Annotated in this window: 11 protein-coding genes and 1 tRNA gene; 3 read left to right on the forward strand and 9 right to left on the reverse strand. The window is 66.0% G+C overall.

The genetic code is table 11. From position 1 onward, the window contains the following. Positions 1-133: 133 nt before the first annotated feature. The 6 genes from QMO76_RS05425 to QMO76_RS05450 all read right to left on the reverse strand — a co-directional run bounded on the left by QMO76_RS05425 (position 134) and on the right by QMO76_RS05450 (position 4,741). Positions 134-565, reverse strand: a complete 432-nt coding sequence (locus QMO76_RS05425) for a HEAT repeat domain-containing protein (RefSeq protein WP_306360066.1) — start codon at positions 563-565, stop codon at positions 134-136. A 119-nt stretch (positions 566-684) separates the two neighbouring features. Further along, positions 685-1,398 (reverse strand): hypothetical protein, encoded by a 714-nt coding sequence (locus QMO76_RS05430; RefSeq protein WP_306360067.1) that lies wholly within the window; start codon positions 1,396-1,398, stop codon positions 685-687. A gap of 276 nt (positions 1,399-1,674) precedes the next feature. Beyond that, positions 1,675-1,800, reverse strand: a complete 126-nt coding sequence (locus tag QMO76_RS05435) for a hypothetical protein (protein ID WP_306360068.1) — start codon at positions 1,798-1,800, stop codon at positions 1,675-1,677. 116 nt (positions 1,801-1,916) lie between these two features. Next, positions 1,917-2,639: a Crp/Fnr family transcriptional regulator gene (locus QMO76_RS05440; RefSeq protein WP_306360069.1), complete on the reverse strand. Its 723-nt coding sequence runs from the start codon at positions 2,637-2,639 to the stop codon at positions 1,917-1,919. A gap of 193 nt (positions 2,640-2,832) precedes the next feature. After that, complete coding sequence (locus tag QMO76_RS05445) at positions 2,833-4,122, reverse strand: hypothetical protein (RefSeq protein WP_306360070.1); 1,290 nt, start codon at positions 4,120-4,122, stop codon at positions 2,833-2,835. Next, positions 4,010-4,741, reverse strand: a complete 732-nt coding sequence (locus QMO76_RS05450; protein WP_306360071.1) for a cutinase family protein — start codon at positions 4,739-4,741, stop codon at positions 4,010-4,012. The genes QMO76_RS05445 and QMO76_RS05450 overlap by 113 nt, the downstream gene beginning before the upstream one ends. 113 nt (positions 4,742-4,854) lie before the next feature. Between QMO76_RS05450 and QMO76_RS05455 the strand changes: the two genes are divergently transcribed. Next, the gene (locus QMO76_RS05455; RefSeq protein WP_306360072.1) at positions 4,855-5,301 is read left to right on the forward strand and encodes a MarR family winged helix-turn-helix transcriptional regulator; all 447 of its coding nucleotides are present in this window, start codon (positions 4,855-4,857) and stop codon (positions 5,299-5,301) included. A gap of 533 nt (positions 5,302-5,834) precedes the next feature. Here the strand turns inward: QMO76_RS05455 and QMO76_RS05460 are convergent. Continuing rightward, a complete protein-coding gene (locus QMO76_RS05460) occupies positions 5,835-6,305 on the reverse strand; it encodes a hypothetical protein (RefSeq protein ID WP_306360073.1) in 471 nt (156 codons plus the stop codon). A 431-nt stretch (positions 6,306-6,736) separates the two neighbouring features. Here QMO76_RS05460 and QMO76_RS05465 point away from each other — a divergent pair, with 431 nt between their 5' ends. Beyond that, entirely contained in the window at positions 6,737-8,131 is a 1,395-nt protein-coding gene (locus QMO76_RS05465) for a lipase family protein (RefSeq protein WP_306360074.1), read from the forward strand. A 360-nt stretch (positions 8,132-8,491) separates the two neighbouring features. Here QMO76_RS05465 and QMO76_RS05470 read toward each other — a convergent pair. Next, positions 8,492-8,565, reverse strand: a tRNA-Met gene (locus QMO76_RS05470). Positions 8,566-9,126: 561 nt separating this feature from the next. Here QMO76_RS05470 and QMO76_RS05475 point away from each other — a divergent pair. Then, entirely contained in the window at positions 9,127-9,660 is a 534-nt protein-coding gene (locus QMO76_RS05475; RefSeq protein ID WP_306360075.1) for a transglycosylase family protein, read from the forward strand. Positions 9,661-10,248: 588 nt separating this feature from the next. Here QMO76_RS05475 and QMO76_RS05480 read toward each other — a convergent pair. Next, positions 10,249-13,230, reverse strand: coding sequence for a UPF0182 family protein (locus QMO76_RS05480; protein ID WP_306360076.1), 2,982 nt, complete (start codon positions 13,228-13,230; stop codon positions 10,249-10,251). Between the last annotated feature and the right edge of the window lie 142 nt (positions 13,231-13,372).

The raw sequence follows: 13,372 nt of genomic DNA on the forward strand, positions 1-13,372 counted from the left end.
CACCCCAGCGCTGGGAAGCCGCGAGCAGCCGAAACATCGGAAATGCGAGACGCATATCGCCGCCGGATCGGGTATCGGCATCGCGGTCGCCTCTGCCCTCAGCCGAACGATGCCCATTGTCGTGGACGGCGGTCTACGGGACGGTGCGTCCGGGGAGTTCGATGAGGGCTTCGGCGGCAGAGGCGCGTACGGCGACGTTGGGGTGGTCGAGGAAGGTTTCGATTGTCGGGCGGGCGCCCGGGTCGTGGGTGGCTGCGAGGATCATGAGGGCGTGATCGAGCAGGGTCGTCGGCATTGCGTCCAGCAGGGCGAGTAAGGGCTGGAACAACCTCAGACCGAGGCGGTGATGGTCGAATGCCTCGCCGATGGCGTTGAGCGCGGCTTCCTGCACGGTGGGGTCGGTCTCGGTGGTGAGAAGTGTGACGAGGTGACTGACAGCTGTTACGGCGTCGGCTTCGTCGAGGAAGGTGCCGCGCAGGAGGTCGCCGAGATACTCGACAGCGTGGTCGCGGTGGCGGGGGTTGTCGTGGATAATGCCCGCCAGCGCGGTCCGCAGTGGGTTCACGCGGTCACCTCGTCATTGCGTTCGATGGGTTCCCGTAACGGAATCGATGAACGGACCGCCGCGGATATTGCGAGCAGTGAGAACTTGGCCCCGTAGGGCACCCCATCGATCGGCGCTCATCATGGGATGGCTTCGGCAATGGTTTGCAGCAGGTCCTCGGGTTTCTGGTTCATGAGTTCGGTGGACAACCACATCGTGTGTCGGCCACGGTCGTCCACATGATCCCAATCCAGATAGGTCTTCCGGTGGTCACCGGTGTTCCCGGCCTTCGGCAGAGTGTCGGGCTCGGTGAACCTGATCCGCCAGCCATTGCTACAGAACTCACGGATGCGTTCCTTGGTGGACGGATATCCCTCCACTCTGTTCAGCAGCCGTTCGTAATACGCGGGAAGCCCTGTCCGCAACGGCTCCTCACGCTTCGAGGTCTCCGCGTCGGCGCTGTCGTCCCGAGCATCGCCGGAGACATCATCTCCCGACTGCCCACCGCCGCCGCCCGGCTCGTCGTCGCTCCGACCGCTCAATGCGACCCCGGCGATCATCGCCGTCACACCGACCCCGCCGATCACTCCCCCGATATCCTTCTTCATATCCTTATCGGGGCCGACGTCATCGATGGGAGCCCGCAATACCCGGGCGATTCCGTGATCCGCTCCGCGCAGCCTCGGCACCGCACCACCGCTACCGGCCAACCCGCCAACGGCCTCGCGCATCCGCCCCCCAACGCTCGTACACGCCTGGGAGAAGGTCGAACTCAGCCGGCCGGCCACGATGGCCGCCGCCCGCGCCGGCCCACCCGGGCCGAGCAGGATGCCACCACTCGACGCTTCGCGCACGACCGTCACCTCCGAACTCCCGCGCTGACGACGCCCAGCCAGGGAAGACCAGCGCTGCCGTCGGTCGATAGGGCTCGTACGGTAGGCCAGCCGATCGCGGATCACAACCTGCACCGGACCGCTCGTGGGAACTCCCACGACGCGGGCGGGTCGATCACGCCCGGCAAGTAGCATTCGCAGGTTCGCGTCGCTGTGCGCTCGGTCCGCGACACGCGCCGGGCACCTCCCTGGCGGCGTAACCGACATTCCCATCGCTGGCGAATCGCACAGCGTCGGTTACGTTCGTGCGGATCCAGCGGCGGCCGCCATCAGGGCGGCGGCGTAGGGGCTGTGTGCCTGGATCAGGGTGAAGTACAGCAGATCAGCTGTGATCGGTTCGGGCCGATGATGCGATGCCGACATTGGCGACCTCCCTGGGCTGATGAGTTGTCTCTGGGCCGAGGGTGGCAGCGGGCCGCCGGGTGGACGCCGGATTTTTCCGGTGATCACCGTTTTCGCGGCGGTTCCGGCCGCATTTTTCAGGCCAGTTCGGCATATTTCCGTAGACCCTCCAGGTCTTGGACGACCAGGCGGCGGTTGCGCAACTGGGCGAATTGCGCGGTCCGCAGGTCGCGCATGGCCAGGCCGACCGCGTCGACACCGGCGCCGATGAGGTCGCCCACCTCCTCGTAGGACAGCCGGATGGTGATCTCGATTTCCGGCCGACCAGCACCCGCTCTCGTCGTGTACCGGCCGTAAGCCTCGGCGAATTCCACCAGCAGCCGGGCCAATCGGAGATTGACCGGGCGATCGCCGAAGTCCAGCCGTCGCGCCTCGGACCAGGCGAGCCGGTCGGCGATGGTGCGGCACAGGGCCTGCCACGCGTCGGCGTGGTGGTTCAGGAAGTTCTCGAACACCTCACCGGGAATGTGGTGCACGATCGTCGCGGTGCAGGTGGTGTCGGTCGAGGAACGACGCGCGGTGGGATCCAGTGCACCCAGATATCCGACGACGTCACCGCTGACCCGGATCCCGAGCAGTTTGTCATCGGCCGTGGTGATCTTGGCGCAGGCGGTCAGGCGGGTGTCCTGCGACCGCAGCAGGTAGGTCGTGGTGCCCAACGCCCCCTGCTGCATCACCGCCCGGCCTGGTTCGTAGTAGACCTGGGTGCCCAACGTGAGCAGAGCTTTTCGCGACTGCGGGCTCAACCGCGCCATGAAGGTGCGCTCCGGCCACGGCCAATCCTCCAGGTTGACAACCATATTCGGCTCCGATGCCCTCTGACAGTCTGTGCGCCTTCCACGGTAGGTGAGGTCGGTAGGTGACGGGCAGGGCTCGAAACGCGAGAGACCGCGTTCTCCAGTCGGGAGATCGGCGGCGAGGGAGGGCTTTCGGTAGGATCCGACCCGACCGGCGCTGTCGCGCCAATGGTGATGCGGCACAAACCCCTGCGATTCATTCCGACGGGCAGCCCCACGAATCGATTTCGTCCCGCGACTCGTAACGAACCTCCGGGTAGTAAGGTCCCATCGTCGCTCGTGGATCAGCCGGGTCGGCCGCCTGAACCGAATGTACGAAGTCGCTGTCCGGCAGCAGATTTCGCATGATCAGCAAGTCCGATCCACCATCGGTGGGCAACCATCCGATGCCGCAGCCGACCGGTCGATCGGACGAGGAAGACACGACAACGGTATAGAACCCTGCGGCGTCGACGTCCAACTCGTCGTCGACCACGCACGCCGTGACAGCCGTCGATATCGGATTATTCGTGCACAGCGACCAGTACCGCACTTCTCCGGACTGCATCGTCGCTCGGCCCTGATACGTAGGCGCGAAAGTCGGCATTCTGCCCCGGACAACGGCGATCCGGCCCGGATCGAGGAGGGTGGCAAGATACTTGTTGTCCGGATTGGGAAAATAACCCCCACCGGCCACCGACCGCCAATCCGGCGCCTTCGGCACCTGCACCAGCGAGGGATACCTCAGTCGACCGGGTGGGTACGTCACGTGTGGGTCGAAGGCCGCATCGGTCGCGCCGCATTCGGACAGATCGAGCCTCGACCCGCTCGCCGAGTCCACCGTGAGTCGGGGCAATCCCGCGCCGCCGGTGGCATCCAATTCCGCGTCGGGGCGGTAGACCCGGTAGACGACCGGGACGAGTCCTGTCGAGTCGCCGGTGTAGAGGGTGTTGGGTTCCGGTTGCGGCGGCCTTTCCCCCACTACGACACGGATGGTGTACTCACGGCCGCCCGCATCCCGGTCGCCTCCGTCGAGGAATGGGTTGGAGCCACCCGGATCGGCGGTGATGAGCTGATCGTTCAGCGCACCCGAGACGTGCCCGAGCCTGGTGTAGGCGGTGAACGACATATATCGAGCATGCGGAAAGCTGCCTCGGATGGTCAGCGTGGTGCCGGGGATGGCGGGCACGAACGTCACCCAGTAGTTGGCGAAGGCGTCCGGGTAGGCGAAGTTCAGCGTGCCCGCCCCGATACGCGGGCTCCACCCACACGCCAGATTCGTGCTGGCATCCACAACCGGGGAGGCCGTGACGGGCGCAGGTCCCGCCGCCATCGGCAATGTCGTCGCACACCCTACGATCAAGCACCCGACCGCCTTCGAGAACGCCGACATCTCATCCTCCGATGGCGTCGACGACGAACCGGGCTGCCTCGTCGCCGTACTTCGGGAGGTAGACGTAGTGCACCGGCCAGATCTTGCCCGAATCGCAGAAGACGTCGCCGGCATCGCAATACGAGCGAATCGTGGCGGCAAACGCTGTCAACCGCTGGTTCTCGCCGCGCGGGAAGCGACCGTCCCGGTGCGCCGTGCCGACATCGAAGGGCTCGCCGACCATGAAACGCGGGTCACCCATGTGCACCACCGCTACCACGTTGTCGCTCACCTCGCTCGGCACCGGCGCCGTCTCCGGCCCCAGCCTTCCACCGCCACCGCCCGCGAGGGCGTCTCCGGTGATGTGCGCGCCTTGCGAGTAGCCCAGCATCACGATCTCACGATCGGGGCATGCGGCCACGGCCTCGGTGAGTAACCTGCGCACCTCCGCGGCGCCCTGTGCGGTGCTGTCCGCATAGTCGGGAATCGATTCGGCGGTTGCCGGGTAGTCCACGGCGACATCTTCGATCGGCCGTTCGGTCGCTTCCTTGATGCGATTCACCAAACGCACCATCGCCCCTGGTCCTGGATCTTCATTGGAGCCACGAGCCACGAGCATGTAGACCGACGAACACAGTTCGCCGGAGCGCGGCTGCGCCTCGGTGCCCGGCGCGGCACCGGCTACCGGTGTCGCGGCAAGGACGAGGGCGGCCATCGCGGGCACGGCACGGAGAGGCTTCTTCGAGCGAATCATCGAGTATCCCTTGCGCAGGAGTCGGGGGATGTCGTTCCGCGGTAGCGGCTCCATCGGGGTGCGCCAATATTAAGCAAGGCCCTTGTCAATTTTCAAGTGGCAGAATACGGGGAATGACTAAGAATCCGGCCGTTGAAGCACACCCCACTCCGCCAGCCTTGGTCTACCTTCTTGCTCAGTCGAACAGCGCGAAGCTGACCGATGACTTCATCGCGCACGGCATGGCCGACCTGCTCCCGCGTCACGCACTGCAGCTGTTTCCGCTGCTACTGGGCGGCGGATTGCGTGCATCGGATCTGGCGACCCGGCTCGGGGTCTCCCGCCAAGCCGCGGCGCAGGTCATCGGAACGCTCGAACGCGCCGGCTACGTCACCCGCATCGACGACCCCGGCGACGGCCGCGCCAAGCTGGTCTGCCTCACCCCCCGCGGTCGCGCGGCGACCCGAGTATTGGGAAGCAGCATGCGAGCCCTGGAGCAGGACTGGGAGAAGCGACTCGGCCCGGAACGCATGGCCACCTTCCGCGAGATGCTGGCCCTGCTCCTGACGCCCGCCCACTGAGGCAGCCCGCGTCACCGCACAGCCGACGACTACGGCCCATACGCCGGTCGGATGGGAGGAGAAGTACCGCCACGACCTGTGGCGACCCGTGGTCGCCATCCGCGAGCACGACCCGTCGCTGGGACCGACCGCAGGCGAGGTCGCCGTCCGGCCATGCCACGTCCGCACCATCCCCGTCGGCCTCCACCAGATGATCGTCGAGAACGGCCGCAGCCGAATCCGGCTGGGCGTCCACTGGGAATTCGACTTCGCCCCGAGACCCCCTCGGCACCGGCGGACTACCCCTGGGGCTCGCGATCGCCAACGACATCTTCGACACCAGCATGCGGAGGTCCACGGCCGGCCAGCACTGAAACACCAATCCTCCAGCGTGTCGGCAATATTCAGCTCCGAGGCGACCCGATCGTGCCCAGCTCGATCTCGTCATGGAGAAGAACGCACGCTGCCCACAAGCCGACCAGGGGCAGCATGACGGCCACGAACAGCATCGTCGGTCCGATGGTGTAGACGGGCAGCGGCCGTTCTCCAATACGTCAGCGTCCTCGCAAGTCTTCGGCCACCTGCACCAGGAATTCGGCCACGCTCTGGATGTCAGCGGGCCCGAGCAACTCCTGCTCGGGACTGTCCTTGACGAACCTCATCTGAGCTTTCCAGTTCCGATCCCGGACTTCGACCTCGGTCCAATATGGCAGTGGGGCTCCTGTCCAAGCTTTGTCTTCGAAACCCGCAACAGGCCGATAACCGGATGGCGGTTCATCGGGTATATCCGTGTGCACAAGACGTGGTAGGTGCACTTGCAGAGCGCCGATCAATCCATCCCCACCCTCGCTCTGACATATGACCGACCAGCCGACGGTGCCGTCCTCCTCGCCTAGAACCGGGCTGTCGATCTCCGCGTCGCTCATGGCCAGCGTACTGCGGAGGAACTGGCGGTAACGGTCACACAGCTCGACCGAATTGTATTCCGACGGTTCAGTTTTGAAATACGTCGGCTGATTGATCAACGAGCAGCCATAAACCCCGATGACTGCCGCAACAGGAAGCAGAAACCTTCGCACTCTCACAGTCCCCCATGCCTTCCGCCCACGCAGGTCCGTTAGTCCCACCCTCAAAGGACCTCTCACGAAGCTTAGCCCATTCATCATGCGGCACCGCCTACGCGAGACACCTTGCGGGGACTCGCGTATCGCTGATCTCCAGGTCTCGGTCACCGACCCGAAATACGATCAGCACGGCCGGATCGAGGCCTACGCCACCGGCGACAACCGTGTCGCCGGACGAGCCGATTCCGTATCCACCCACCGACGCGCCGGGACGTGCCGCGCGCGAACCGCGCGCGGGAATCCGAGAGTCCGTTTGCGATCCAGGTCACGGTCATGCCATAGTTCCCTCAAGTGAGACCAAATAGTCTCACATCCGGTACGAGGGGTCGATGATGACTACACAGACAGCGGCAGGACGGCGGCGACTACTCGCGGTGGGTGCGGCGGTGATCGCACTGCTCACTGCCAACGCGGGCACAATCGCCACTGCGGATCCGGCGCCCGTCGCGGTCGCACCCGCCGCGGCTGTCCCCCTGCCGCCCGAACTGGATCCGGGCTTCTACCGTCCCGCCCCCGACCGTGTGGCGGCAGCGGCCGAGGGTGAGATCATCGCGGCTCGACAGGTGAACGTCGCCAATTTCGGACTGATCCCGCTCAACGTGGACGCCTGGCAGGTCTCGTACCGCTCGAACAACAGTCGCGGCGAAGCGACGCCTGCGGTCGCGACCGTCCTGAAACCACGGGGGTCGGCACCCGACAAACTGATGTCGATGCAGATCGCAGCCGATTCCCTGGGCGCCTACTGCGCTCCCTCCTACGCGGTGCAGCAGTGGTCGGCCGCGACGGCGCTGGGGCAGGTCGTCGCTCCCTTGGAGTTCATCGTCGCGCAGGGCGCGCTCCAGCAGGGCTGGGGCGTGGTGATCCCCGATCACCAGGGCCCGAACGAGGCCTACGCGGCCGGACCGCTCGCAGGGCGAATCACGCTGGACGGAATCCGGGCGGCACTGGCGTTCGAACCGATGCGGCTGCCGGCCGACACCCGCGTCGGCATGTACGGATACTCCGGCGGCGCGATCGCGACCGGCCACGCGGCCGAGCTGAAAAGGACCTACGCACCGGAACTGAATATCGTCGGGGCGGCCGAAGGCGGCGTACCCGCAGACCTGCGCTACGTCCTGGAGAACGGCAACAACGGAATCTGGTCCGGCATGATCCTGGCGGCGGTCATCGGACTCAGCCGCGAATACCCGGAACTAGCAGCACTTCTCAACCGCGACCTGGACCCGCTCGGCACAGCGCTCGCCACCGTCAAGGGCGGCCTGTGCGTCCAGTGGAACACCGCCCTGGCACCGTTCCTCAACGTGAAGGGCCTGCTGCGCACCGCCGGCGACCCCATCGACCATCCGGTGGTCCGCGAGGTCCTGGACATCACGCGTATGGGCAAATCCGTGCCGGACATGCCGATGTACATCTGGCAGGGAAACCCCGACGAACTCATCCCCGTCGGCCCGGTCAACACCCTCGTCGACACCTACTGCCAGGACCCGTCGGCCACCGTCCGATACACCCGCGAGCATCTCTCCGAACACATCACCACCGAACTGTCCGGCGGCGGCCCCGCCATGCTGTGGCTGCGCGACCGCCTCAACGGCATCCCCGCACAACCGGGTTGCTCGACCACCGACGCCGGATGGCTGGCACTGGACCCGGAGGGAACCGCCCTGTCACTGCGAACCTTCGGAGAAGCGTTCGCGTCGTTCTTCGGCAAACCCATCGGGGTCGGGTAGACGTCGAACCCGTCGCCAACGACAACAGTCGGGGGTTCCACGGTCGGAGGAAACGCAATTTCCACGCATTGGCTGGGTAGTTCACCTTCTTCCGGCGTCGGCCGTCGCATATCGAATGTGATAGCTGGGAACCATGATGGGGCGCGGCGTTGTAGGGTGCCGAGGCGTTCGATCCGGTCGAGTCCCTCTGCCGGTGGTCATGGCCGGGCGCGCCCAGGACGCCGCCCGTGCCGCCAGCTACATGCCGGGACGCCGCTAAACCCTGCGATGGCAGCGCATACCTGAAACTGAGTTTGGCTAATGATGCCGAAGCGGAAGAAAACGGCCCGGAACCTACTGGTTCCGGGCCGCTTCCCTTAGTAGCGGGGACAGGATTTGAACCTGCGACCTCTGGGTTATGAGCCCAGCGAGCTACCGAGCTGCTCCACCCCGCGTCGGTGAACACAACATTACACACGGTTGCTGGAGGGATGCAAATCGGCTGGTCAGGGTGGATTTTCTGGGTTCCGAAGATGATCACAGACGGGGCTGGGGTGTGCGAATCCGGGGGGTTGAGGAGGTGCCGCGAGGGGCTTCGCGGGAGGGGGTGAGCGATAGGGGCTATATCTTTCGCACGATCTTTCGCACGCCCGCGCGTGGTTCCCAGGCGCGACACCGCCGGAAACGTGAAGCATGTCACAATTTCGGAGTGATATAGAACACATCACGAGTAGATAACAGACCGTTTGGGATTTGCGAATGCGGCATAGCTAGCCTGCATCAACGCCGTTTTTCGCGTTATTCGCATCATGCAATTCAAGAGTTATCAAGACGTGATCTGTCGAGATTTACTCGTTATGGTCGTGTCCGGCCCGGATCAAACCGTGATGGGCAGCCGACCCGAACCGCCGCACGCCGGAGACCCTGTCCCGCGGTACGGGCACCCCGACCTCCTGGGGACAGGGACACGACGGAGCGATCCGGCGGAGTCGGTGGGCGCAGGGAGGGACACCACCATGAAACAGAACCGGAAGATCAACACTCGCGCTCTGGGCCTCGCGGCCGTCACCAGCGCCCTTGTTGCCGTCCCGTTCGGTCTTTCCGCCTCCGCGTCGGCCGCGCCGACCCACGACTGGGACGGTGTTGCCCAGTGCGAAAGCGGCGGCAACTGGGGAATCAATACCGGTAACGGCTACTACGGTGGCCTGCAGTTCTCGCACAGCACCTGGGTCGCCAACGGCGGCACCGGCTACGCCCACCAGGCCAGCAAGGCGGAGCAGATCCGCGTGGCCGAGAACGTGCTCCAGACTCAGGGCGTCGGCGCCTGGCCCGTGTGCGGCCAGTACCTGCGCGCGGGCACTCCCGAGCCGGAGCCCGCCCCGGAACCGGCCGCACCCGCTCCGGCCCCCGCTCCCGTCGACGACACTCAGGTCCTCATCGAGCAGGCCAAGGCCGCCGGCGGCGAGCTGGCCCGCCAGTTCGGCGTCGAGGGTCAGTACCACCAGATCCTCACCGACAACGCCGGGCTCATCGAGTCCATCGGCGGATAAAGTCGCCGCTCCCGGCGCACAGCCGTCCCGGAAGCGGACCTCCTCCCGCTTCAGCGGACTCGCGAAGGCGCTGCCATACCGTGGCGATGGCAGCGCCTTCTGCTGTTCCCAGCACCTTCTGCCGTCCCGAGTAGCCCCGCTGCCCGGGAAGGTTCCCGACCGGGCTCTGTGTGTGCCCGGGAAGGCTCCCGACCGGGCTCTGTGGGGGCGAGACTCGGGCGAGCCTTCGACACCGTCCGAACCACGGTGCCGCACGGGCGGCCGGCCGACTCCCTGGGGGGCGGCCGCCGAGCCCCCACGCAACCACCCAGCCCCCGCAGTCAGCCGCCCAGCCCTCACGATCAGCCACCCAAGTCCCCACGATCAGCCGCCCAAGTCCCCACAGTCAGCCACCCAAGTCCCCGCGGTCAGCCGCCCGAGTCCCCAGGGTCAGCCGCGCAGCCCCTGCGGTCAGCCGCCAAACCCTCGGGCTCCGGCATCATCGCCTCCCATGCACGAGGCTCCCACGCACGAGGAAGGGCGCTGTCGTCCATCGACGACAGCGCCCTTCTCGGTCAGCGACCTTGCTCGGTCAGCGGCGAATAGTGCCTATCGGCCCGAGTTCTCGTACGCGTCCACGGCCTGTTGCAGGCGTTCCAGGGCGCGGCCCAGCTCACCCAGATCACCCGACCTCTGGGCGTCCTGCACGGACCTCAGGGCGGTGTCGATCTGCGCGACCGCGGCGTCCCTGCCAGCGGGCGGTGGCGTGCTGCCCTGATCCGGCGGCGGGGTCGTGCCCTGGTCGGGCGGCGGGGCGGTGCCCTGTTGGCCGGGCTGGTTGGTGGCGGCGCTGCCGGTACCGGGCAACACCTTGTCCAGGGCCTCCTGCACCGTGGAGCCGTAGCCCACCTTGTCGCGGTAGCTGGCCAGCACCTTCACCAACTGCGGGAAGGTCGGGGCGCCGGCTCCGGCATTGCGTTCCAGGTACCACGGCTCGACGTAGAGGATGCCGCCGTCGCCGACCGGCAGGGTCAGCAGATTGCCGTACCGGATCTTGTTGACGTTGCCGCCCGTGAGCAGGTTGCGGTCACGGGAGACCTCGTCGGCGGTGGTCATCGACGTCTGCGTCTGTCCGGGGCCGGGGGTCTCCGAACCCGGTGGCAGTTGCAGCACCGTGATCTTGCCGTAGTTCTCCGGATCCGAGTGCGCCTGCATGTACGCCGACAGGAACTGGCGGCGGAAGCCCACCATGCCGCTGGTCAGCGTAAAGGTCGGTTGACCTGTCTCCTGATCACCGAGCAGCTGGTAGTACGGCGGCTGATGGGCGTTGCCGGCCGCACCCTCCACCGTCGGATCATTGGGCACCGACCAGAAGGCGTTGTTGGTGAAGAACTCGCGCGGATCGTTCACGTGGTACTTCGACAGCAGCTCCCGCTGCACCTTGAACAGATCCTCGGGGTAGCGGAAGTGCTCCCGCAGCTCCGGCGAGATCTCGCTCTCCGGCGTCACCGCGTCCGGGAACACCCCGCGCCACGCCTGCAGCACCGGATCGGTGGAGTCGACCTCGTACAGCTTGACGGTGCCGTCGTAGGCGTCGATGGTCGCCTTCACCGAGTTGCGGATGTAGCTGACCTCCTTGCGCGGCAGCAGCCGCCCGGTGGTCTGGTCGATGCTGTCCTCGAGCACGCCGTCCAGCGAGGTGCGCTGCGCGTACGGGTAGTTGTCGAGCGTGGTGTACGCGTCGACGATCCACACGATGCGACCGTCGACCACCGCCGGGTAGGCGTCGCTGTCGGCGGTCAGCCACGGTGCGACCTGCTCCACGCGGTCCCGCGGATTGCGGTTGAAGATGATCTTCGAATCCGGGCCGATCACACCGGAGAACAGGATGTTGCGTTCGGCGTACTTGGCCGCGAAGGCCAGGCGGTTGACCCAGTTGCCCAGCGGCACTCCGCCCGCGCCCTCGTAGGTGTACTGCGAGTCGGGCTTGTCGTATTCGCGGGCGGGCTGGCCGTTCGCGCCGACGATGGCGTAGTCGGCATCGGACTTGGAGATCAGCTCGCCGTAGTAGATGCGCGGCTGATCGACCGGAATCGCCTGCCGCTCCTTCGGAATGAACAGGTCGCTGACCGTCGACAGGCCGTCCACGTCGAAGACCGGGTAACCGTAGCCGCCCGATTCGCCCGCCGCCTGCTGTGCCTGCTCGGACTCCTGCGGCGGAGCCACGTTCACGCGGTTCGCGGGCGCGGCCACGAAACCGTTGCCGTGGGTGTACACGGTGTGCTTGTTGATCCAGTCCGTCTGGTTGCCGGAGAGGTTCTGCGGCTGCAGCTCGCGGGCCGCGACGATGAAGTCGCGCATCTCACCGTTCACTTCGTAGCGGTCCACGTCCAGCGGATCGGGGAAGCCGTAGAAGTTCTGCAGCTGCTGGTTGCGCTGAATGAAGGTGGCCTGCATCAGGTTCGGGTCGAGCAAGCGGATATTGGCGATGGTCGCACGGTCGGCGTCGGACATGGTGCTGCCGTTGGTGTTCTGGGCGACGCCCTTGTAGTCGACGTATTCGACCTTGTCGTCGGTGATTCCGTATGCGTGCCTGGTCGCCTCGATATTGCGCTCGATGTAGGCCGACTCCTTGGTGGCCGCGTTCGGGCGCACCGAGAACTGCTCCACCAGCAGCGGCCACACCGCGCCCACCAGCACCGAGGACAGCACCAGCAGCGCCGCCGCCATCGCCGGAACCCGCAGATCCTTCAGCACGATGCCGGCGAAGAAGGCCACCGCGCAGATCACCGCGATGGACAGCAGGATGAGCTTCGCGGGCAGCACCGCGTTGATGTCGGTATAGGAACCACCGGTGAAGGTGGGTTCCTTGCGCTGACTGGACAGCAGGGCGTAGCGGTCGAACCAGTACGCGATCGCCTTGAGCAGCACGAAGATTCCCGCCAGCACCGCCAGCTGCACGCGCGCCGCGGTGCTCAGCGAGCCCTCCCGGCCGGTCAATCGCAGGCCGCCGAAGACGTAGTGGGTCACCAGGTTCGCGAAGAACGCGATCAGCACGGCGACGAACAGCCAGTTCAGGACCCAGCGGTAGAACGGCAGGTCGAAGGCGTAGAAGCCGATGTCCAGATTGAACTGCGGATCCTTCTGGCCGAAGGAACCGCCGTGCATGAACAGCTGCACGGTCACCCAGCTCGACTGCGCGACCAGGCCGGACAGCAGACCGATCACCAGTGGAATGCCGATGCCGAACAGGCGAAGTCGGCTCATCACCGTGGTGCGGTAGCGGGCGATCGGGTCGCCGGGCCCGGCGACCGGCACGAAGACCGGACGCGTTCGGTACGCCAGCAGCAGCGCCACCCAGATGACGGCGGCGACGGCGATGGTGACCACCAGGAACAACAGAATCCGGGTCAGCAGGACGCGGTGGTACACGTCGCGGAATCCCACCTCGCCGAACCACAGCCAGTTGGTGTACGCGTCGGTGAGCCGCGGCCCCACCAGCAGCAGTGCGGCCAGAACGAGTGCTGCGACCAGCAGTACTCGACTGCGTCGAGACAGCGAAGGTAAGCCTGTCGGGGGGCGCATGCCCACGGTGCCACGCTCCTGAGTCCGGTGATCGATGGTGGTCCCACGAGACCTTTCGCGCACCACTCTACGTAAAACACCCGGCAGTCGATGGGGCACACCCGATGTTCGCGTGCCGTACACGCGTCCCGGAGGAAAATCACCGCGC

The organism is Nocardia sp. CC227C, from assembly GCF_030767025.1.
In the GTDB taxonomy this organism is placed as follows: Bacteria; Actinomycetota; Actinomycetes; order Mycobacteriales; family Mycobacteriaceae; genus Nocardia.